The sequence below is a fragment of the Collinsella sp. HCP28S3_E9 genome (assembly GCF_052065455.1).
In the GTDB taxonomy this organism is placed as follows: domain Bacteria; phylum Actinomycetota; class Coriobacteriia; order Coriobacteriales; family Coriobacteriaceae; genus Collinsella.
On sequence record NZ_JBQHTZ010000001.1, the window covers coordinates 221,542 to 242,363 of the forward strand.

Consider the following 20,822-nt stretch of genomic DNA (forward strand, 5'->3'; position numbering starts at 1 on the left):
GGGAGTACGACAACAGTGATGGATGAACATCCCCGCCCGCCCGGATATCAACCCTTAGCGATTACGCTCCTTAAGCGCGCGATCGATTTCGCGCTGAACGTCACGTTTGGCCATGTCCTCGCGTTTGTCGTAGAGCTTTTTGCCACGGCCCAGGCCCAACAGCAGCTTAACGCGACCATCGGCATTAAAGTAGAGCTCGAGCGGCACCAGTGCATAGCCGCGGTTGCGTAGTTTGCCGTCAAGAAAATCAATCTCCTTGCGATGCAGCAGCAGACGGCGCCGGCGATCGGGATCACGGTTCCACACGCCACCGTGACTATAGGGATGGATGTGCAAACCCACCAGCCAGCACTCGCCGCCGCGAATCAGCGCAAAAGTATCGGTAATCTGACAGGCGCGCTCGCGAATCGACTTGACCTCGGTACCGCTCAGCTCAATGCCGCATTCGAATGTCTCGTCGATAAAGTATTCGTGATGCGCCGAACGATTCTTGGAGATGAGCTTGCGCTCGCGCTTACTGGGCATCGCCGGCCTCCTCGGCGTCATCGGCTTTCCCGCTCGCGGCCTCGCGTTTGGCCTTGCGCTCGGCGTTGAGCTCGGCATCGCTTTCGCGCACCAGCTTAATGATCGCCGCGCATGCCTCCTCGCCCACCAGATCGCGGGCACGGACCGTCAGGCGTGTAGCCTCCTGCTTGTCACCGTCGCCCGCAGCGTCGGTCGCACACATAATCAGACAAATGGCAATCTCGGCCGAAGGCGAGGTCGGTACGCCCTGCAACGCCAGCTCGCCCATCACATGCTCATCACTCTCGTCGGCGGCATCCGGATAGGTGGCATGGATCTTGCTGAGCAAGCGCGTCGTATGTGAATCGCCAGGGGCCAAGCGCAGCGCCAGACGTGCGCAACCCACGGCCGCCGAGACGTTCTCGGTCTCGGGCTCCAAAAAGTACTGGCCCAAGTTGGCGTAGGCGCGGGCGGCGCACCTGCCGTCACTCGCACGCTCCAGCACCGAAAACGAAAGCGAAGCCCACTCCTGCTTGTCCTCGAGCGCACGGAACAGCTCGGCCAGATCCAGTCGGTAGTTGCAGTTCATGGGGTCCCAGCGCACAGCCTGCATCAAGGCATTGCGGGCGCTCACATAATCCTGCTGACGGATGTAGGCAAACGCCATGTCGGAGTACAGGCGGTCAAACGGCACCTCGACCTGCACCAGCTCGCGTGGATCCTTTTCCACGCGGCGGTAGGCCAGGCGCTCAAACTTGCTATCGAAGCTAAAGTACTGGCGGTTCTCCTCCGTTTTGCACTCGGCATCGATATACTCCTCGGCGAGCTCCACCAAACGCTCCAGCAGCGGCGTCGCCGTGGCCAGGTCTCCCTGCGCCAGGTAATTCTCGGCATACGTAATGTCAGTTAGGCTGATGGGCAGGTCCATGGCAACTCCTCGGTCCAGGTGAAACGCGGCTCATTCCACACATGCGGTGTATACACAAAACCCGGGTCTCTTGCGAGGCCCGGGCATTCAATTTGTGGTAGCCCGTACCAGATTCGAACTGGTGATCTCCGCCTTGAGAGGGCGGCGTCCTAAACCGCTAGACGAACGGGCCATATGTAGCAAATGCAATGGCTGGGATGGAGGGAGTCGAACCCCCATTGACGGAACCAGAATCCGCTGTCCTGCCATTAGACGACATCCCAATGATTGCATCGCTGCGCTCGGCTGTGCCTTTGCGCAAGAAAGAAATATACGGGAAGTCGCTCCGTGACGCAAGCCCCAATTTTGACTTTTTTAAAATTCGGTCAAATTGGCCTAATTTCGTCCAACCCGTGAAGGACCTGTGATGCCGACCGCTGTACACGAAGGGCAAAACGCCGCGAGCGGTAGCCCTCAACCGTTGGCAGATACTAACGCGAAAACGATAGCACCAGGCAACACAATCGAAGTATCTTTTGATCATGCGGACGTCATGGCATGCGGCGCTCCCCGACCTCAAGCGCATCCAGGCAAGTCTCGTCGAGCTGTCCGGCATGCCGACCGTCATATCCGAGACGAACCTGGAGCGGCGGCAGCGAGAGCGGCGGCAGCGGCAACGAATTCCGTTTATCTGCCCCGGCATTCAGGCATACCTGCCCTTTATGGACGAAGAGTACTGGAGCGACACGCCCGACAAGCACGTAAAGATCTACGACCCACACGAATGGGCGCAGCTGAAGGACTGACTGGGGCAGGCCCGCCCTGGAGTAGGCCCGCCGGCAGAAAGCGCATCCCAGATTTCAAGCTCAAACTGGTCCCCACTTTCCCGTCGAGCCCTCAACCGGAAACCGTGTCCCAGAATCAGCGCTCGAAACGGGATGTCATGTCCGATAGAGCCCTCAACCGGAAAGCACATCCCAGAATCAGCACTCAAAATGGGACGCACTTTCCGAAGCCGCTACAGCAACGCCTCGGTCCAAGCCGCTTCCCTAAAGCCGGGGATCGCAAAGTCGTCGCCCACCAGCAGCGGGCGCTTAACCAGCATGCCGTCAGTCGCCAGCAGCTCGCAGCATTCCTGGTCCGTCATACCCGCATCCAGGCGCGCTTTCAGACCAAGCTCTCGATATTTCATGCCCGACGAGTTAAAGAAGCGTCGCACCGGCAGCCCCGAACGAGCAATCCAGGTCACAAGTTCCTCAGCCGAAGGATTGTCTGTAACAATATCGCGATCGACGTACTCAACCCCATGCTCGTCCAACCAGGCCTTGGCCTTTTTACACGTCGAGCATTTGGGGTATTCAACAAACAGCACTGCCATGGGGATTCCCTTCTTAGAAAAGACAAGTGTCTGGCAAACAGCGCATCGATGGCCATCTGCGACCGATGCCGATATTGTAACCAGCGCCGACGTACAGGCGGTCGCGATTTTCCATCTTGAAGTTAGCGCCTCGCATGGGCGCCAATGGGACAGGTCGCGCACCGAGCCAGCGCGGCGGCCAACAGCACCAACAGCATGGCGACAACGTAACCCGCGGCATCGAAGCCCAGGTCGATCATGTCGAAATGACGACCAGGAACAAAGATCTTGTGCACTTGGTCACCGACAGAGCAGACGGCGCAAAAGAGCAGAGCGAGTACGTACCGGAATCGCGCGCATGGCAGGCACTCGCCCAGGCATGCCACTGTCGCCGAAGCAAAAAGTCCTACAAAGAAGAACTCAACGGTATGTGCGACGCGACGAATGTTGGCACCCATCCACAGACGAACGGGCGCAAGCGGGTCGGGATGAACAGTGGCAGTCGTTGAATCCGTGCCCTCGACGGCATCCCCCGCCTGGAACTCCTGCGTGGCGTCGGGCCGCACGTCCGCGGCCCGTCCTTCCACCGCACGCGCGGTGGACTCGCTGAGCGACGACGTCTGCTCCACGTTTTGCTCCGTCAGCATCCAAATACTTGCCAGCGTCACGACCAGCAGGACAATCGAAATCCATCCGACTATGTGCTTCACACGCGCCAAGGGCTAACCTCCGTCATTTTTTGAGCAGCAGCGAGTGTACCCCCAAATGCAGTTGTCGCCGTAGCGAAATCCAATATGTTCGAATCGGGGCGCCAAAGGACCGTGGCGCCCCTACTCCATCTCGCGCATCCAGCGATCGAACGTCCCCACGCACACGCCTAGCCGCTTTGCCGCCTGACTCCGCGTGATATCACCCGCCTCGTAGGCATCGCGTACCAGCTCGAATTGCGGGGGACAGGGCTTGCGGGGCCGGCCAAAGCGCACGCCGCGCGCTCGCGCCGCCGCAATGCCCTCGGCTTGGCGCCGGTGGATGTTCTCGCGCTCCACCTGCGCCACATAGCTCAGCAGCTGCAAAACAATATCGGCAATCAACGTACTCGTCACGTCCGACCCACCACAGTCTCTGGCGCGCGTGTCGAGCAATGGCATGTCCAGCACCACGATGGCGGCGCCGAGCTCTTTGGTTATGCACCGCCATTCCTCGAGGATCTCGCTGTAGTTACGGCCCAGCCGATCAATGGAAAGTACCACCAGCACATCGCCGGAATCCAACGCGCACAGCAGCTCGCGATACCGCGGTCGATCGAAGTCCTTGCCACTCGCATGGTCGGCAAAGATATTCGCCGGTTCCACGCCATAGGCGCCCAGCGCATCCAGCTGCTGATTCAGATTTTGATCACGCGAGCTCACCCGCGCATACCCGTACACCGTTGTCATCTCATCCCCGCTCTCTCGTAAACCTTCCAAAAAGGGACAGGTTTATTTTGGTAGGTTTTATCTCCCCTGCAGCAGGCGGAAGACGCAAGCGCGCGAGCGGCAAGACGATTGAACCGCCACAAAAAAGGCAGCCCCAAAAGACCGCCCCGTTCTCTATCAATCACCAAATTCCGGCTAATGAATAAGCCTGAAATCCAAGTGCCCGCGGGTCGTGTTGACGCGCGAGACCTCGATGATCACGCGTTGCCCCAACTCAAAACGGCGCCCCGTGTCGGCACCCGTCAACGTGAGCGCGTCCTCGTCAAACTCGAACCACTCGCTTCCCAAACTCTTAATCGAGACCAAGCCCTCGACCTGTGTCAGGTCGAGGCGCACAAAGAGGCCCATGCTGCTGACCCACGAAATGGTTCCGGCATAGCGCTCGCCCAGACGATCCTCGTAATACTGGGCAATCTTGATCTTTTGCGTCGCATGGCTGGCGGCGTCGGCCGCACGCTCGGCATCGCTGCATGCACGGCAAATCTGCGGCAAGATGCGCGGCAGCGACTCGCGACCCCTGCCGATCAGCCGCGGCGTGCGCGCCAAGGCATCCTTGCCGCCCAGCTGCTCATACGCCAGCTGCAATTTGAGCACACGATGGACAACAAGGTCCGGATAGCGTCGGATAGGGCTCGTAAAGTGGCAGTAGCACGGCGCGGCGAGCGCAAAGTGGCCCTCGTTGCGCGGCTTGTACAGCGCGCGCTGCATGCTGCGCAATAGCAACGTGTTGACAAGCGAGGCATTTGCCGTGCCAGCGGCAGCGTCAACCGCCGCCTGCAGCTCATCGGGACTTCCCAGGGCAATGCCGGCCGCGCGGCGATCGTCGATGATACCCAGCTGCGCCAGCGCCACAGCGGCCCCGTGCAAGCTGTCGGGGCTGGGATCCTCATGCACGCGATAGCATGCCTCAATATCGCGGTCTGCCAGCCACTCGGCAACGCACTCGTTGGCAAGCAGCATAGCTTCCTCGATGAGCGACGTGGCACACGAGCGCTCGCGGGCCACGATCTGCACGGGAACGCCGTCCTCGTCCAGCAAAGCGCGAATCTCCGCCGTGTCAAAGTCGACCGAGCCGCGCGCACGGCGAATGCGACGGCGTCGCTCGGCAAGCTCGTTGGCAGCGACTAGGAAATCGCTCAGATCCACGTCGTAGTCGCGGGCAGTCTCTTCGCCAGTCAAACCGCGCTCAAGCGCCTCCTCGCGCGACGCCTCGGCTGCAGCAACATCCTCGGCAGCACCTTCCAACACGGAGTACTCCACCGCACCGGCACGCACCAGCAATGCCTCGGCACCGTCATAGTCCATACGCACGCGCGAGCGAATCACGCTGGGATACGGATCGTAGTGGCGGACGTGCCCCTGCGCATCGAGCTCGATGTCGACGGTAAACGCCAGGCGATCCTCGTCGGGGCGCAAGGAACACAGGTCATTCGACAGGCGCTCGGGCAACATGGGGAGCACGCGATCGGCAAGGTACACCGACGTCGTGCGATGGCGAGCCTCTAGGTCGATGTGTCCGTCCCAGGCCACATAATGCGATACATCGGCGATATGGACACCCAGCTTGTATCCGCCCTGCGTCGTGCGCTCCAACGAGATGGCGTCGTCAAAGTCGCGCGCGTCGACCGGATCGATCGTGATGATAAAACGGTCGCGCAGATCACGGCGAAGTGGGTCCTTAAGAGCTGTCGCCACGTCGAGCGATAGCTCCTCGGCCTCGGCAAGGGCGGTCTCGGGATAACTATCGGTATAGCCGTAACGAGCCATGACATATTGAACGCCCAAGTCGGGTGCATCGTCGCCGCCAATGCGGCGCTCAAGAGTCACGGTGCCCGATTCCAAGCGTGTCGGATAGCTCAAAATGCGTGCGACGACTGCATCGCCCGGATGCACGCCCAAACGCTCCGCCGAAGTATCCTCGGGCAACATAAAGAAATCGGCCTTGAGACGCGAATCAAGCGGCTCGATCACGCCGAGGGGGCCTGCCGTCTGATACGTGCCCACCACGCTTATGGCCGCGCGCTCGACAACGCCCTCGATCACGGCACGGCGATCGCCGCGCGGTCCGGTCTTAATGCTCACGGCCACGATGTCGCCGTCCATAATCTCGCGCTTGCCGCGACCCATAACCTTATAGTCGCCATTATCGGTGACAACATAGGCGCTGTGCTCATGGAGCTGCACACGGCCCGTCAGGCTGGGACGCCGCTCGCTACGCACCGGCGCGCGCTTGTTGCGAGCGCTACGCTTATGTTTGTTATTGCGCCCCATGGCGCCTCCTTACTATCTGTTGCGGGGCCCGCAGGCGCAACCGCATCATGTCAAAACACCGTGCAGGCCTAAACCGCACGCATCAAAGAGTCTACCCAATCAACAACAGGGCACGCACCTCGCGTCATGATCCCTATGTGACGGAGAAAATCGAATTATCGAAACAAGCCGAACTGCCGGTGAGCCCTTTTCCTCCGTCGCACGGGATCAAAAAACGGGCCGCCCCAGAGCGGGACGGCCCGTTAGCAAAACTTGTTCCAGCTGTGTCTACACGCGCAGGTAGCGACGCATGGCAATGGCGGAACCAAAGAGACCGATGATCACGCCGACCAGGATCAGTGCGGCATACGTCACCAGGTAGTATTGCATCGGCAGCGCAAACGACATCCAGCCAATGCTCTCCTGAAGACGCGGAACCAACAGGTTGCGAAGCAGCTCCAAAACACCGATGGAAAGCAGCGAGCCCAAAACGGCCTGCAGCACGCCCTCGGTGATAAACGGACCGCGAATAAAGCCATTGCTGGCGCCCACCAGGCGCATGATAGCAATCTCGCGGCGGCGAGCCGTAATCGACAGGCGAATCGTGTTGTTGATAAAGATGAACGCGATAAACGTCAGCAAACCAACAAGCACAACGGCAGCGATGCGGATGTAGTTCGTCACCTGGAACAGGCGGCTCACTTCCTCCTGACCGTACAGAACGCTCGCGTCAACGTCACCGTCATCCGCGATCTTCTGGAAATCGGAGTTCTTCTTGAGCTTCTTGGCCGTGCTCTCGACCTGGGACGGATCGTCCATCTCGATCGCGAACGAAGCAGGCAGCGGATTCTGGCCATCAAGTGCGCTCAGAGTGGCGTCGGCGTTACCCGACATCTTGCTCGTGTACTCGGCCAGCGCGTCGTCCTTGTCCTTATAGGTCACGGACTTAACATTGTTCCACGTCTTGAGCTCACTCTCGAAAGCCTGGACGTCGGCCTGGTCGGCGTCATCGCTAATAAACGCGTTGATAACAACCTGGTCCTCAACGGTGCCGATCACGGAGTTCAGCATCGCGGAACCCATGATGAACAGGCCGATGATAAACAGCGAAAGAAAAATCGTGATGACGGCGCCGAGCGAGGTGGTCCAGTTACGGAAGAAGTGGCTCATTGCCTCTTTGAGCGAATAGCCCACGTTAGTTGGTGCCATAGTTGCCGTAACCTCCCCTCTCCTGGTCGCGGATTACGTGGCCGCCCTCGAGGGCGATCACGCGACGATGCATACTATCGACCATCTCGCGATCGTGGGTAGCCACGATCACGGTCGTGCCGGTGCGGTTAATGCGCTCGAGCAGCTTCATGATGCCGAGCGAAATTGCCGGGTCGAGGTTGCCCGTTGGCTCGTCGCAGATCAGCAGCGGCGGACGGTTGACCATGGCGCGGGCGACGGCCACGCGCTGTTGCTCGCCGCCGGAAAGCTGATCGGGCAGCGAGTCCATCTGATCGGCCAAGCCGACCAGACGCAGTACCTCGGGCACCTGGCTGCGAATGACGCCCTTGGGCTTGCCTATGCACTGCAGGGCAAACGCCACGTTTTCATAGGCGGTCTTTTGCGGCAAAAGCTTAAAGTCCTGGAACACGGCACCAATCTGGCGGCGCAAGAAGGGAACCTTGCGGTTCTTGATTTTCATGAGATCCTGACCGGCGACCAAAATGCGACCGCTCGTAGGCCTGACATCACGGTTGAGCGTGGAAAGCAGCGTGGTCTTACCCGATCCGGAATGACCGACCAAGAAGACGAACTCACCCGGATAGATCTCGATGTTGATGTCGTCGAGTGCGGGCTTGTTGGGCTGTGCCGGGTAGATCTTGGTGACATGCTCCATCAGAATGACGGGCTCGACACCGGCCTGCTTGGCCATCTTCTTGCGACTTGCCTGCGGATCGATAGGCGCGAACACCGACGTAAAATCGGGGTTGTTGAGCGCATTGTCAAGACTTGCGACCTCGGCAGCCTGATCATTCTCGACTATGGGCGCAGCGGGCTGCATAGGATCGGGAATGCCGGCAAAGAGGCCGGACTGCGCCGGCTGCGGCGCGGGCGTAGCAGGAACCATGGGATCGGGAATGCCCGCCATGGTCGGCTGAGGCTCGGCTGACGTCTGAGGCTGGTTCACGCGAGCAGTCACCTTTTGGACGGGCTCAAAGCCCGCAGCGGCAGAAAGCTCGACATCGCTGGTGGGATTGTAGGCAAAGGGATCGGATGCCGGCCGTGCCTGATCTGCCGGCTGTGCGGGGGCCTGAGCAATATGCTGGCCCTCTGAATCCGGAGTGGCGAAACGTGTGCCCGGGACACCTTGCCGTGTCTTGGGGGCCTCATCGCCCGCACCGGAGGTACGGAAGTGGTTACCCACTGGTGCTCCTTATCATCGTGCGTTTAAACTACATGAGCGCTTTGTATTTTAGCAGCATTAGCTTCACTGCACATAAGAAGCATGGCAGGGTTTTGGTCTCACCGGCCGCGCACAGGGCTACCTCCCAAATCGTCCTCGGACATGTCGGAGTCCCCGCCGCGCGCTTCGCGCTGCGGGGACTCCTCCGTCCTGCGGAAAGATTTGGGAGGTAGCCCTGTGCGCGGCCTGCGGCTACTAAGGAGTCGCCGCGTTTTTCTTGGGGTGCTGCATATACAAAGTTGGAAGGGCTGAGTTGCACTTTGCTGGTCTGGGCCCGCTTCCCGGAGGAAGCCCTTGCTTGGTGCGGGCCTGATTTGTTTGTTACCGACAAAAAACAGGGGCGCCCTCTTTGGGGGCGCCCCTGTTCTGGCTTGCTTACGGTTGCTGAAGCGATACTTTGCCTCGTCTTGCCCTAGGCCAAGAACTCCTTGGTGGTTGCCACGATGTTGGCGGCATCCAGGCCGTACTTGTGCAGGAGCTCGGCGCCCGGGCCGGACTCGCCAAAGGTGTCGTTGACGCCAATCTTCTTGAGCGGCGTCGGGCACTGCTCGCAGAGCACGTCGGCAACGGCGCTGCCCAGGCCACCGATCACGGAGTGTTCCTCGACGGTCACGACGTGGCCGGTCTTGGCGGCGCTCTTGACGATCAGATCGGCGTCGATGGGCTTAATGGTGTGCATGTTGATGACCTCGGCGTCGATGCCCTCGGCAGCGAGCTGCTCGGCAGCCTCGAGAGCCTCGCCAACCATCAGGCCGCAGGCGATGATGGTCACATCGGCGCCCTCACGCATGACGATGCCGCGGCCCGGCTCGAACTTGTAGGTCTCGGGGTCGTTGATGACCGGCGAGGCCAAACGGGCAAAGCGCATGTACACGGGGCCGTCGCACTCGTAGGCGGCGCGGACCACGGCGCGGGCCTCCACGTCGTCGGCCGGGACAATCACGGTCATGCCAGGGATAACACGCATAAGGGCGATATCCTCGCAGCACTGGTGCGTGGCACCGTCCTCGCCCACCGAAATACCGGCGTGCGTGGCGCCGATCTTGACGTTGAGGTGCGGATAGCCGATGGAGTTACGGACCTGCTCAAAAGCGCGGCCGGCGGCAAACATGGCAAAGGTGCTCGCAAAGGCAGTACGACCGGTGGTCGCGATACCGGCGGCGACACCCATCAGGTTGCTCTCGGCAATGCCCACATCGAAGAAGCGGTCGGGGCAGGCGGCCTTAAACTTACCGGTCTGCGTGGCGGCAGCCAGGTCGGCGTCGAGGACCACAAAGTCGTCGTGCTCGGCAGCGAGCTCAACGAGGGCCTCGCCGTAGCTTACACGCGTGGCGATTTTCTTGACGTCTGCCATCCTAGAGCTCCTCTCCGGCGGCCGTGAGCTCTGCCATGGCCTGCTCAAACTGTTCATCGTTGGGGGCCTTGCCGTGCCAACCAACCTGGTTCTCCATAAAGGAAACGCCCTTGCCCTTCATGGTCTCGGCGATAATGGCGGTAGGCTGACCCTTGGTGGCGCGAGCCTCGGCAAAGGCGGCGCGAATCTGACCGAAGTCGTTGCCGTCGGCGAGCTCCACCACGTGGAACTTAAAGGCGCGGAACTTGTCGGCGAGCGGCATGGGATCGTTGACCTCCTCGACGGGACCGTCAATCTGCAGACCGTTGTGGTCAACGATCACACAGAGGTTGTCGAGCTGCTGATTGCCGGCAAACATGGCGGCCTCCCAGACCTGGCCCTCCTCGCTCTCGCCGTCGCCCAGCAGGGCGTACGTGCGGTAAGTATCGCCCCAGTGCTTGGCGGCGACGGCCATGCCCACGGCGGCGGAGATGCCCTGGCCCAGCGAGCCGGTGGACATGTCGACGCCCGGGGTGTCGTTCATGTTGGGGTGGCCCTGCAGGTGGCTGCCGATATGGCGCAGCGTCTCGAGGTCCTCCTTGGGGAAGAATCCGCGCTCGGCGAGCACGGCGTACAGACCCGGAGCGCAATGGCCCTTGGAGAGCACAAAGCGGTCGCGGTCGGCCTTGCGAGGATCGGCCGGGTCGACATTCATTTCCTCAAAGTACAGATAAGTCATGATGTCGGCAGAGCCGAGCGAACCGCCCGGATGGCCGGACTTGGCAGCGTGCACGCCGGTGACGATGCCCTTCCTTACCTCGTTGGCAACTTTTTTGAGCTCTTCGTCGCTCATTGTGCCTTCCTTTCATCCTCTTTAGACAAGATGCGCACGGCGCAGAAGGTAATCCCAACCCAGCCGCAATGCACGTGCGCCATTCATTATGCTGGAAACTGAAGGCTTTACCAGAGTTTTTATCATTATTTGAATAATTTAGCTGGCAGACCCGCTGATGAATCGGTTTATCAATGTGAACGTCTTTTGGATGGAGCGCAGTCTGCCCTACGCGTTAATGTCCTTGAACCCCTCACCGAAGGCTTCCGTAACGTCGGCGACCGTCACGATAGCTTGAGGATCGCGCTCGCGCACGATGGTCTTGAGTGTATTGAGCTCGCGGCGGCTAACGATCACCATAATCACCGGCTTCTCAGCGCCCGAATACATGCCGGTCGCCTTAAATTTAGTGCAGCCGCGACCCAGGCCATACATGATATCGGCCGCGATATCGGGGAAATTCTCCGAGATGATGAGCACCATACGGCGCTTGTTGCCGCCATCGACCACAGCGTCGATCACATAGCCGCTAATTACCATCGAAAGCCCTGCATACAGCGCGTTCTCTAGAGAGAAGACGGGGGCCGATGCCGCGCATACGGCGACATCGATCGCCATGACGGTCGAACCCACCGGCAGCGAGGTATTACGTGAGATAATCTGGCCGATGGTGTCGGAGCCGCCGGTGTTGGCGCCGGCGCGTAACACCATGCCGTAACCAATGCCCGTGATAATGCCGCCCCACATAGCGGGAAGCATCAGGTCTGCATCTGCCAGAGGCGCTACAAACGGGGCAAACAGGTCGGTAAAGAAGCCCAGTAGCACAAAGCCTGTCGCCGTCTGTACCACATAGAACATGCCGCCCTCGCGCATGACGACCAGCAACAGCAAGGCATTCATCACGATGGTTTGGATACCGACGGGCAGCGACACGCCCCGCGCGGCACCGACCGCCTGGATAATAGTCGCAAGGCCCGTAACGCCACCGGCGGCAAGACCGTTGGGAATCAAAAACAGGTCGGTCGCGATGGCCGCCAAAGCGCACCCAAGCATGATCTGGGGTAGATCGCGGAAGAAGTTCATTGAAAGAATGCGCTTGATATCCAGACGATATGCCATGCTACCTCCCTCAAAAAAGCGCACCCCCTTGGGTGCGCTTTGAACTTCTTACCGTATTTGATTCTACCGATTCGCCGAGGAAAAACCACCCCGCGGCGGGTTTGCTCTGGATATAAAACCGCCTGTCCAGAGTTTAGTGTCGGTCCGTGACTCACCCGGGGCTTAAGCGGACGGAGACTCCGCATCAGCATTGCCGGTAGCCCAGCGATGGTAGCCGATCACAAACGGATCCAAGTCGCCATCGTCGAGAACGGCGTCGACGTTGCTGGTCTCCACGCCCGAGCGCAGGTCCTTGACCATCTGATACGGATAGAGCACGTAGCTGCGGATCTGGTTGCCAAAGCCAATCGTGGTCTTGGGACCGCGGATCTCGTCGAGCGCCTCGGCGCGCTTCTCGAGCTCAATCTCGTACAGACGGGCCTTGAGAATCTGCATACACGCGGCCTTGTTCTGAATCTGGCTGCGCTCATTTTGGCAGGTCACTACAATGCCGCTGGGAAAATGCGTCACGCGCACGGCGGAGTCGGTGGTGTTGACGCCCTGGCCGCCCGGGCCGCTTGCGTGGTACACGTCGACGCGGATATCGTCGGGGTTGATCTCGATATCGATATCGTCGGGCAGCACCGGAATGACCTCGACGCCGGCAAACGTAGTCTGTCGACGCTTCTTGTCATCGGTGGGGCTAATGCGCACCAAACGGTGAACGCCGGCCTCGGCACGAAGCATACCGAAGGCATCCTTGCCCTCAACGGTAAAGGTCGCGCGATCAATGCCAATGACCTCGGCAGCGGGGCAATCGTTGATGGTGACCTTCCAGCCGCGGCGCTGGCAGTACTTCATGTACATCTTAAAGAGCATGAAGGTCCAGTCCTGCGCCTCCAAGCCGCCCTGTCCGGGCTTGATAGTCACAATCGCGTCACCGTGATCGAACTCGCCGGTAAACCAGCTCGAAAGTTCGAGCTCATCGATGGCGCGCGCCAGACGATCAGCCGTGGCGGCAGCCTCCTCACGCAGTGCAGCGGCATCGGGGTCATCGCCCATTTCCTCGGCAAGTTCCAGCGCCGCGCGGGCATCGGAGAGCTCGCCGCGCGCGGTATCCACGGCGGCGATATCCTCCTTGGCGCGCGCAATCTCTTCCATCGTGGCGCGAGCGTCATCGGCGTCGTCCCAAAAGCCGGGAGCGACGCTCTTGGCCTCAAGCTCGGTCACGTGGGTGCGCTTCTCGTCCAAATGAAGATACGACTCAACCTCGCCGAGCCGGTCCGCAAACGCGTCCAGCTCGGCGGGCGTTACCTCTAAAGCATCCGCCATTAACGATTCCTGCCGTGGCAGTACTTGAACTTCTTGCCGCTGCCGCAAGGGCACGGTTCGTTGCGACCCACGTTGACATACGGGTCGTCGCTCTCGGACTTGCGGTAGGTGGTCACCTTAGCGCCGTTGTTGACAGCTGCCGGTCCGCCCTGGACGGCCGTGCGAGCCTGTGCCCGTGCCTCCTTGCGCAGGACCGAGTTGCCGTTGTCGCCATCGACGTCGGCGGGGCCGGAGAAGCGCGCACCCTCGAGCGCGGGGTCCTCCTTGCGCTCCACAGCCTGCGGGGCGGCCTTGATCTCGATGCGCAGGACGGTGCGCAGGTAATCCTCGTACATGGTGTCAACGAGCATCTGGAAGGCACCATAGGCCTCAGTCTTGTACTCGACCAGCGGGTCGCGCTGACCAAAGCCGCGCAGGCCGATACCGGTCTTGAGGTAGTCCATCTCCTGCAGGTAGTTCATCCAGCGGGTATCGATGACGCGCAGCATGACCTGGGTGTTGAGCTCGCGCATGAGGTCCTCACCCAGGCGCTCGGCCTTCATGTTGTAGCACTTCTCGACGTAGGCCAGGACATCGGCAGCAAGGGCCTCGTAATCCTCGTCGGGGAACTTGGGCGTATCGATATGGCCGGTCAGCTCCACAACCCACTTGCGCAGGCCATCGAGGTCGCGCTCGCCGTCGTGGCTGTCCTTAGCGCAAAACTCCTGCACGCAGCGGTACACGGTGTCGTGCATGACCTCGGTGATGTGGTCGGTCAGGTCCTTACCGTCCAGAATCTTGTTGCGCTCGGCGTAGATAACCTGGCGCTGCTTGTTCATCACGTCGTCGTACTCAAGAACGCTCTTGCGCATGGAGAAGTTGATGCTCTCGACCTTGTGCTGGGCGCTCTCGACGGCCTTGGAGATGATCTTGTGCTGGATGGGCATGTCGTCGCCCATTTCTGCCGTGACCATCATCTTGGAGACGCGGTCCATCTTGTCGCCACCGAACAGGCGCATCAGATCGTCCTCGAGCGACAGGTAGAACTGGGTCTCGCCCGGATCGCCCTGACGACCGGAGCGGCCACGCAGCTGATTGTCGATACGGCGGGACTCATGGCGTTCGGTGCCGATGACGGTCAGGCCGCCGGCGGCAAGCACGCGTTCGCGCTCGGCCTTGCAGGTCTCCTTGGCCTCGGCGTTAAACTGCTCGAGCTGCTCGGGCGTCACGTCCTCCATGGTCAGGCCCTCGTACTCCAGGCGCTCGCGCACCAGCTCGTCGGGGTTGCCGCCCAGCAGGATGTCGGTACCACGACCGGCCATGTTAGTAGCGATGGTCACGGCGCCGTAACGACCGGCCTGGGCCACGATATGAGCCTCGCGCTCGTGGTGCTTTGCGTTGAGGACCTCGTGTGCGATGCCGCGCTTGGTAAGGGCTGCCGACAGCTTCTCGGAACTCTCGATGGAGACGGTACCGACCAGGACCGGCTGGCCCTTGGCGTGACGCTGCTCGACATCATTGGCAACGGCGTTGTACTTGGCCTGGATGGTGCGGTACACCAGGTCCTCGTGATCGACACGCTGCACGGGCTTGTTGGAGGGAATGACCTCGACGGGCAGCTTGTAGATCTCGCGGAACTCGGCGTCCTCGGTAAGCGCCGTACCGGTCATGCCGGAGAGCTTGTCATACAGACGGAAGTAGTTCTGCAGGGTGATGGTGGCAAGGGTCTGGTTCTCCTCGCGCACGAGCACGCCCTCTTTGGCCTCGATAGCCTGATGCAGGCCCTCGGAATAGCGACGGCCCTCCATGATGCGGCCGGTGAACTCATCGACAATCTTGACCTCGCCGTTGGTAACGACGTACTGCTTGTCGCGGTGGAACATGTATTGGGCCTTCAACGCCTGCTGCAGGTGGTTGACCAGCTGGCCCGAAAGGTCGGCGTAGATGTCCTCGATACCCAGGCGGCGCTCGATCTTCTTGAGGCCGCGCTCGGTGGCGGCAATGGTGTGCTTGGCCTCGTCCATGACGTAGTCGCCCGTGGGCTCCACGTCCTCGGTGGCGGTGAGCATATCGTGCGACACGTCCTCGCCGCGCTCCAGCCCGCGCACGGCGCGCGCGAAGTCCTTGTAGGTGCTGGCCGACTTGGTGCCGGCGCCCGAGATGATCAGCGGGGTCCTGGCCTCGTCGATCAGGATGGAGTCGACCTCGTCGACGATAGCGTAGCTGTGGCCGCGCTGGACGCGCTGCTCGGGGCGGGTGACCATGTTGTCGCGCAGGTAGTCAAAGCCAAACTCGGAGTTGGTGCCGTAGGTGACATCGGCCTGGTAGGCCGGGCGCTTAAGCTCGAGCGGCATGTTGTTCTGCAGCAGGCCGACGGTCATGCCCAAATACTTGTAGATGCGGCCCATCCACTCGGAGTCGCGCTTTGCCAGGTAGTCGTTGACGGTAACGACATGCACGCCCTTGCCGGCGATGGCGTTAAGATAGCCGGCCAGGGTGGAGACGAGCGTCTTGCCTTCGCCGGTCTTCATCTCGGCGATATGACCCTCGTGCAGCGCCATGGCGCCGATGAGCTGTACGTCAAAGTGACGCATGCCCGTGATGCGCTTTGAAGCCTCGCGCACGGTGGCAAAGGCCTCGGGGAGCATGTCGTCAAGCGACTCGCCGTTAGCATAACGCTCGCGGAACTTATCGGTCTGGCCGCGAAGTTCCTCCTCGGTCATCTTCTCAAACTGAGGCTCAAGCCCGTTGATCTGGTCAACGATCTTGTAGTAGCGCTTAAGGTCCTTATCGGATCCAAAGGAGAGCAGCTTTGACATGAATCCCATGTGGTTTTCCTTTTTTGGCCATCGCCCGTAGCGCACTGCACTGGGCGAGTTAAACACAGATAGTTGTACTTTAGCCAAACGGGGCGCACGCTATACGCTCGACCTCATCCCCCACGTAATAACTACGACCGACCTGCCAAAAAGGGCGTTTTATTTTTAATGGCTACGGCCCAGATAAGCGCCGATAACTTTGCGCTGCTCGGCGCTCGCCCGATAGTAGACGCGAAGCTCGCCTTCGGCATCCAAATCAAAGCGCGCCTCGTCAATCAGGCCATTCTTGTGCGCGGTCATGAGCGCCTCCTGCATGCGCGGCCTTGCAAAGGCGGCAAACGATGCATACTCGGCCGCGAGATCGGCCATCACATCGTCGACGCAAGCCTCGTCATGGCAAACAAAATAATCGAGCATGGCATAGTTAAGCGGAAGCATCCCGATCACCGTCCTTTTTAACCATGTCGAGGGGATTCACGGCGATCAGGCAAATGCCGACGAGGTTGACGACGGCCGCCACCCATGCAACGGACGGAAGCGCGTAGCCGTCAAAGCCCAAGACCAGGCCGACGATAATCCACGTAAACAGCGGCGCTGTAAAGGTATAGGTGCCGTTGATGGCCATGCCCAGCGCCGTGCCGCACATGGAGTTGGCGCGATACCAGCTCATAAACGAAAAGTAGGCGGCAAAACCGGAGCAGGCGAAAAACACGACGGAGGATTTGTCGGTGAGCGCTTGGGCGACAAGGACGTAACTCTGACCAAGGGGCTCTCCGCATGCCAAGGTTAGGGCCGGCAGTACCAAGCACAGGTTGCCGACGCCCGAGACAAGCTGACGGATGTTGATGGCGATCTGAGGATCGATCATGCAGGTGGCGCGGCCGCCCACGCATCCCTCGACGCCCCAGCACAGGGCGGCTAACAGCGCCAGGCCCAAGCCAAGCGCCATGCCGAAAGATGCCTGCCCGCTCAGGCCGGCGCTACCGATCATAGCGCCGGCGACCACGCAGACAACGATGCCGGTGACGACACGGGGGCTAAGCGGCTGTCGGTAGAGCACGCGGGCGAGCACCGCACCGATCGCGGGGTTGAGCGCGGCGATGGGCACGGCAAGCGTGCCTGCCTGCGAAAGCGCGATAACGTAGGCGGCAGAAGCGATGGGCCCGCCAATGAAGGCGGCGGCGATAACGATGACGCCGGGCTTTGAGGCGATGCAGCGGCCTAGGTCGGCGAGTTTGCCCTGACCGGCAGTGAAAAACGTGGCCCAGACGGCACTCAACACGTCATTGACGCCCGAGGCGATCGTGGGCAAGATGAATACCGCCAAAAGGCCGGAGGGAGCAAATGCATCGAACCAACCGGCCCAAACGCCAAAGAGCTGACCGGCGGTAACAAAGGCCGTGTACAGCGCATACATGCAGCTCGAAAGCGCCGCGACAGCGATACCCTTCCTAAAATAGGCAGCATCGAGCGCACGCTTCTTTGCCACCGCGAGCTCGCGATTGCCCAAGGACGTCGATGTGTCCACGTAGCCTCCTATCGGTTACCTGCCAAAAAGGGACAGGTTTATTTTGGCAGGTTTTATCTGGGCAAACGAAAAATCCCCACCGTTCGGTGCAAAGAGGACGTGCTACTTTGCGTCGATAAGAAAAGGGCCGTGCACCAATTGGGTGCACGGCCCTTTTGCCATGAATGCGAGCGATTCCTCGGCGAGCTATTTACTCAGCAGCCTCGGTGGTCTCGGCCTCGGCAGCGGCCTCCTCGACGGGAGCCTCTGCGGGAGCCTCGGCGGCCTGCTTGGCAGCCTCCTCGGCAAACTTAGCGGCACGCTTGGCCTTCTCGGCAGCCTTAGCCTCAGCGGCGGCCTTGCGAGCGGCCTCGGCCTCAGCAGCCTTGGCGGCCTTGGCAGCCTTGGCCTCCTCGGCCTTCTTGAGCTGGGCGGCAGCGGCGCCACCGAACTTGTCGGCGAAGCGCTGGACGCGTCCACCGGTGTCGACGAACTTCTGCTGGCCGGTGTAGAACGGGTGGCACTCGTTGCAAAGCTCGACCCTCATCTCGGACACGGTAGCGTGCGTCTTGAAGGTGTTGCCGCAGGAGCACGTCACCGTGCACTCGACATACTGGGGATGGATACCCTGCTTCATGGTAGGACTCCTTATTGGTCAGGCGCTGGTTACCGATCAGCGCATAAGGCGTCTTGGTTTCCGACCAAGACAACAAACTCGGCTATGTTACCACGGCGTCGAGCGTCCCACAAAAGGTTCACGGTCTTTACGCCGGAGTGCACAGGCGAATCTGCCCGATCGCGGCGCCAACAGAGCCGCCCGAGCTGTCCAGGGTGCCAAAAATACACCCTACGAGACAAGCGCTCCATGTTGCAGACGTGTAACGCCGCAGCAAAGGTGCCCCTTTTTGCACGGGACAGGTACAATGATGAACACTGTACCGTAGCGGAGCGCCGCCGCGCGCCGCTAACACGCGAAAGGGTTTCCCATGGCCGAGATCTCGTCCTCCCGTATCGTCATCACCGTCCTTGGCAAGAACCGCCCCGGCATTGTCGCCGGCGTCACCCGCGTCCTGGGCGAAGCCAATGTCGACATCCGCGACATTACGCAGTCCATTATCGAGGACATCTTCACCATGACCATGCTGGCCGACACCGCCGAGTCCAAGCTCGACTTCGCCGAGCTGCAGAAGGCCCTGGCCGAGGCCGGCGAGCTTTCGGGCGTCAACGTGTCCATCCAGCGCGAGGACGTCTTTAACTTTATGTACCGCCTGTAGCGAACAGGCTGCGTGACGACGGCCCAACGTGCGCCCAGGCGCAACGTCGCCACATGGCCCGGAGAGGAGCGCGCATGGCCTACGACGCCAAGAAAATCTATTACCGCTTCGACGACCACCTGAGCCGCCTGGTCTTGGACTACGAAGCAAGCCGCCAGATTTCGCCCGAAAGCGAAAATCTATACTACGGCATGCCCACCGAGCCTTATGACGAGGGCCTGTTTGTCGAGCACAATGTTAAGCGCGGTCTTCGCAATGCCGACGGATCGGGCGTGGTCGCGGGCCTCACCCGTATCTCGGACGTGCACGGCTACAACAAGGTCGACGGAAAGGCTGTGCCCGATCAGGGTAAGCTCACGCTTCGTGGCTACAGCATCGAAGATCTGGTCAACAATGCCCAGGCCGAGAACCGCTACGGCTACGAAGAAGTCGCCTACCTGCTCATCACGGGCTCGCTGCCCAACAAGGATGAGCTCGACGGCTTTTGCGGGCGTCTGGGCGCGTTTAGGCACCTGAGCGACGAGTACGTTAAGGAATTCCCGATGACCACGGTGTCGTCGAGCATCATGAACGTGCTTCAGCGCGCCGTGCTGCTGCTCTATGCCTTCGACGCCGAGCCCGACGTGATCACCCCCGAGCACGAGATCGATGTTGCCATCTCCATGCTCGCCCGTCTGCCCCGTATTGCCGCCTTCGCGCACATGGCTTCGGTCGCCAAGCGTCGCGGCTCCGAGGTGCATGTGCCGCACCCCACGCCCGGCCTGTCCACGGCCGAGACCATTTTGCAGGTGCTGCGCGGCGGCATGGCGTTTACCCGCGACGAGGCGATGCTGCTCGACGTGATGCTTATGCTCCATGCCGAGCACGGCGGCGGCAACAATTCCACGTTCGCCTGCCGCGTACTGTCGTCGTCGGCCACCGACCCGTATTCGGCCTACGCCGCGGCCATCGGCTCGCTCAAGGGCCCACGCCACGGCGGCGCCAACGCCAAGGTCGTATCCATGCACGAGGACATTCGCGCGCACGTTTCCAACTGGGAAGACGACGACGAGGTCGCTTCCTATCTGGGCAAGATCTTGGACAAGCAGGCCTTCGACGGCACGGGGCTCATCTACGGTATGGGACATGCCGTCTACACGCTCAGCGACCCGCGCGCCGAGGTCTGCCGCCACTACGCGCGCACGCTGGCCGCCAAGAAGGACCTGGGCGAGGAGTTCGCGCTCATCGAGCGTATTGAGCGCCTAGCGCCGCAGGTGATGCGGGACCACGGCATGACCAAACCCATCTGTGCCAACATCGACCTGTATACAGGCTTTATTTACAAGATGCTCGGCGTGCCCGAGACGCTCTTTACGCCGCTGTTCGCCGTCGCGCGCATGGCAGGCTGGTCGGCGCACCGCATGGAAGAGCTCTTCTGCGCGCATCGTATTATTCGCCCGGCATACCGTCCGGTAATCGAGCCACTGGAGTACAAGCCGCTCGCCGACCGTTAGGACGCGCACCGTTATAGAACACGAGCGTGGCCAGGGCATCACCGCCCTCGGCCACGCTTTTTATGCCAGCAGAAAGGGCTGCATCGAATGATTGTTTTTGGCTCTTCGGTGGTTTCTGTGGGAGAGATTCCGGCATAGGCCCAGCTCAGCGGGCGAAAACAACGATCTGGAACTGAAACGGCCCCGGGAGGGGCCGTTTCCGCGTCATCC

General features: G+C 60.8%; 19 protein-coding genes and 2 tRNA genes. 3 read left to right on the top strand and 18 right to left on the bottom strand.

Translation table 11 applies throughout. The annotated features are described in order from the left end of the window. Positions 1 to 54 precede the first annotated feature (54 nt). From smpB to ACTNA2_RS00995, 4 genes are all read right to left on the bottom strand, one after another. On the bottom strand, positions 55 to 525 hold the full coding sequence (smpB, locus tag ACTNA2_RS00980) for an SsrA-binding protein SmpB (RefSeq protein WP_196025254.1): 471 nt from the start codon (positions 523 to 525) through the stop codon (positions 55 to 57). Further along, positions 515 to 1,432, bottom strand: coding sequence for a hypothetical protein (locus tag ACTNA2_RS00985; protein ID WP_441048314.1), 918 nt, complete (start codon positions 1,430 to 1,432; stop codon positions 515 to 517). The genes smpB and ACTNA2_RS00985 overlap by 11 nt, the downstream gene beginning before the upstream one ends. A gap of 95 nt (positions 1,433 to 1,527) precedes the next feature. After that, positions 1,528 to 1,604: transfer RNA gene (locus tag ACTNA2_RS00990), tRNA-Glu, on the bottom strand. A 17-nt stretch (positions 1,605 to 1,621) separates the two neighbouring features. After that, positions 1,622 to 1,695, bottom strand: a tRNA-Gln gene (locus ACTNA2_RS00995). A 258-nt stretch (positions 1,696 to 1,953) separates the two neighbouring features. Between ACTNA2_RS00995 and ACTNA2_RS01000 the strand changes: the two genes are divergently transcribed. Then, positions 1,954 to 2,217, top strand: coding sequence for a hypothetical protein (locus ACTNA2_RS01000; protein ID WP_441048315.1), 264 nt, complete (start codon positions 1,954 to 1,956; stop codon positions 2,215 to 2,217). A gap of 212 nt (positions 2,218 to 2,429) precedes the next feature. Here the strand turns inward: ACTNA2_RS01000 and ACTNA2_RS01005 are convergent, their stop codons facing one another. The 14 genes from ACTNA2_RS01005 to rpmE form a co-directional block, all read right to left on the bottom strand. After that, positions 2,430 to 2,795 carry an arsenate reductase family protein gene (locus tag ACTNA2_RS01005; protein WP_441048330.1) on the bottom strand — a complete coding sequence of 122 codons (366 nt, stop codon included), beginning with the start codon at positions 2,793 to 2,795 and terminating at the stop codon, positions 2,430 to 2,432. A 116-nt stretch (positions 2,796 to 2,911) separates the two neighbouring features. Further along, entirely contained in the window at positions 2,912 to 3,478 is a 567-nt protein-coding gene (locus tag ACTNA2_RS01010) for a VanZ family protein (protein WP_441048331.1), read from the bottom strand. Between the two features lie 120 nt (positions 3,479 to 3,598). After that, positions 3,599 to 4,204 carry a recombinase family protein gene (locus tag ACTNA2_RS01015; RefSeq protein ID WP_441048316.1) on the bottom strand — a complete coding sequence of 202 codons (606 nt, stop codon included), beginning with the start codon at positions 4,202 to 4,204 and terminating at the stop codon, positions 3,599 to 3,601. Between the two features lie 174 nt (positions 4,205 to 4,378). Continuing rightward, positions 4,379 to 6,514 (bottom strand): ribonuclease R family protein, encoded by a 2,136-nt coding sequence (locus ACTNA2_RS01020; protein ID WP_441048317.1) that lies wholly within the window; start codon positions 6,512 to 6,514, stop codon positions 4,379 to 4,381. A gap of 267 nt (positions 6,515 to 6,781) precedes the next feature. Then, positions 6,782 to 7,702: a permease-like cell division protein FtsX gene (ftsX, locus tag ACTNA2_RS01025; protein ID WP_154515997.1), complete on the bottom strand. Its 921-nt coding sequence runs from the start codon at positions 7,700 to 7,702 to the stop codon at positions 6,782 to 6,784. Then, positions 7,689 to 8,906, bottom strand: a complete 1,218-nt coding sequence (gene ftsE / locus ACTNA2_RS01030) for a cell division ATP-binding protein FtsE (RefSeq protein WP_441048318.1) — start codon at positions 8,904 to 8,906, stop codon at positions 7,689 to 7,691. The genes ftsX and ftsE overlap by 14 nt, the downstream gene beginning before the upstream one ends. 451 nt (positions 8,907 to 9,357) lie before the next feature. Beyond that, on the bottom strand, positions 9,358 to 10,299 hold the full coding sequence (locus ACTNA2_RS01035; RefSeq protein ID WP_441014998.1) for a transketolase family protein: 942 nt from the start codon (positions 10,297 to 10,299) through the stop codon (positions 9,358 to 9,360). 1 nt (position 10,300) lies between these two features. Beyond that, positions 10,301 to 11,131 carry a transketolase gene (locus ACTNA2_RS01040; RefSeq protein ID WP_154516003.1) on the bottom strand — a complete coding sequence of 277 codons (831 nt, stop codon included), beginning with the start codon at positions 11,129 to 11,131 and terminating at the stop codon, positions 10,301 to 10,303. Positions 11,132 to 11,338: 207 nt separating this feature from the next. After that, positions 11,339 to 12,229 (bottom strand): YitT family protein, encoded by an 891-nt coding sequence (locus ACTNA2_RS01045; RefSeq protein ID WP_441048319.1) that lies wholly within the window; start codon positions 12,227 to 12,229, stop codon positions 11,339 to 11,341. Between the two features lie 162 nt (positions 12,230 to 12,391). Further along, on the bottom strand, positions 12,392 to 13,540 hold the full coding sequence (gene prfB, locus ACTNA2_RS01050; protein ID WP_441048320.1) for a peptide chain release factor 2: 1,149 nt from the start codon (positions 13,538 to 13,540) through the stop codon (positions 12,392 to 12,394). Then, positions 13,540 to 16,347, bottom strand: a complete 2,808-nt coding sequence (gene secA / locus ACTNA2_RS01055; protein WP_441048321.1) for a preprotein translocase subunit SecA — start codon at positions 16,345 to 16,347, stop codon at positions 13,540 to 13,542. Before secA ends, prfB begins: the two co-directional genes overlap by 1 nt. A 156-nt stretch (positions 16,348 to 16,503) precedes the next feature. After that, positions 16,504 to 16,776 carry a hypothetical protein gene (locus ACTNA2_RS01060; RefSeq protein WP_441048323.1) on the bottom strand — a complete coding sequence of 91 codons (273 nt, stop codon included), beginning with the start codon at positions 16,774 to 16,776 and terminating at the stop codon, positions 16,504 to 16,506. After that, positions 16,763 to 17,866 carry a hypothetical protein gene (locus ACTNA2_RS01065; RefSeq protein ID WP_441044638.1) on the bottom strand — a complete coding sequence of 368 codons (1,104 nt, stop codon included), beginning with the start codon at positions 17,864 to 17,866 and terminating at the stop codon, positions 16,763 to 16,765. Before ACTNA2_RS01065 ends, ACTNA2_RS01060 begins: the two co-directional genes overlap by 14 nt. Positions 17,867 to 18,056: 190 nt before the next feature. Continuing rightward, positions 18,057 to 18,482 (bottom strand): 50S ribosomal protein L31, encoded by a 426-nt coding sequence (gene rpmE / locus ACTNA2_RS01070; protein ID WP_154516018.1) that lies wholly within the window; start codon positions 18,480 to 18,482, stop codon positions 18,057 to 18,059. 349 nt (positions 18,483 to 18,831) lie between these two features. On the opposite strand from rpmE, the gene ACTNA2_RS01075 reads away from it, so the two are divergent. Together ACTNA2_RS01075 and ACTNA2_RS01080 are read left to right on the top strand one after the other, a co-directional pair. Further along, positions 18,832 to 19,119: an ACT domain-containing protein gene (locus ACTNA2_RS01075; protein ID WP_006235289.1), complete on the top strand. Its 288-nt coding sequence runs from the start codon at positions 18,832 to 18,834 to the stop codon at positions 19,117 to 19,119. 74 nt (positions 19,120 to 19,193) lie between these two features. Beyond that, on the top strand, positions 19,194 to 20,612 hold the full coding sequence (locus ACTNA2_RS01080) for a citrate synthase (RefSeq protein WP_441048324.1): 1,419 nt from the start codon (positions 19,194 to 19,196) through the stop codon (positions 20,610 to 20,612). Positions 20,613 to 20,822: the final 210 nt, after the last annotated feature.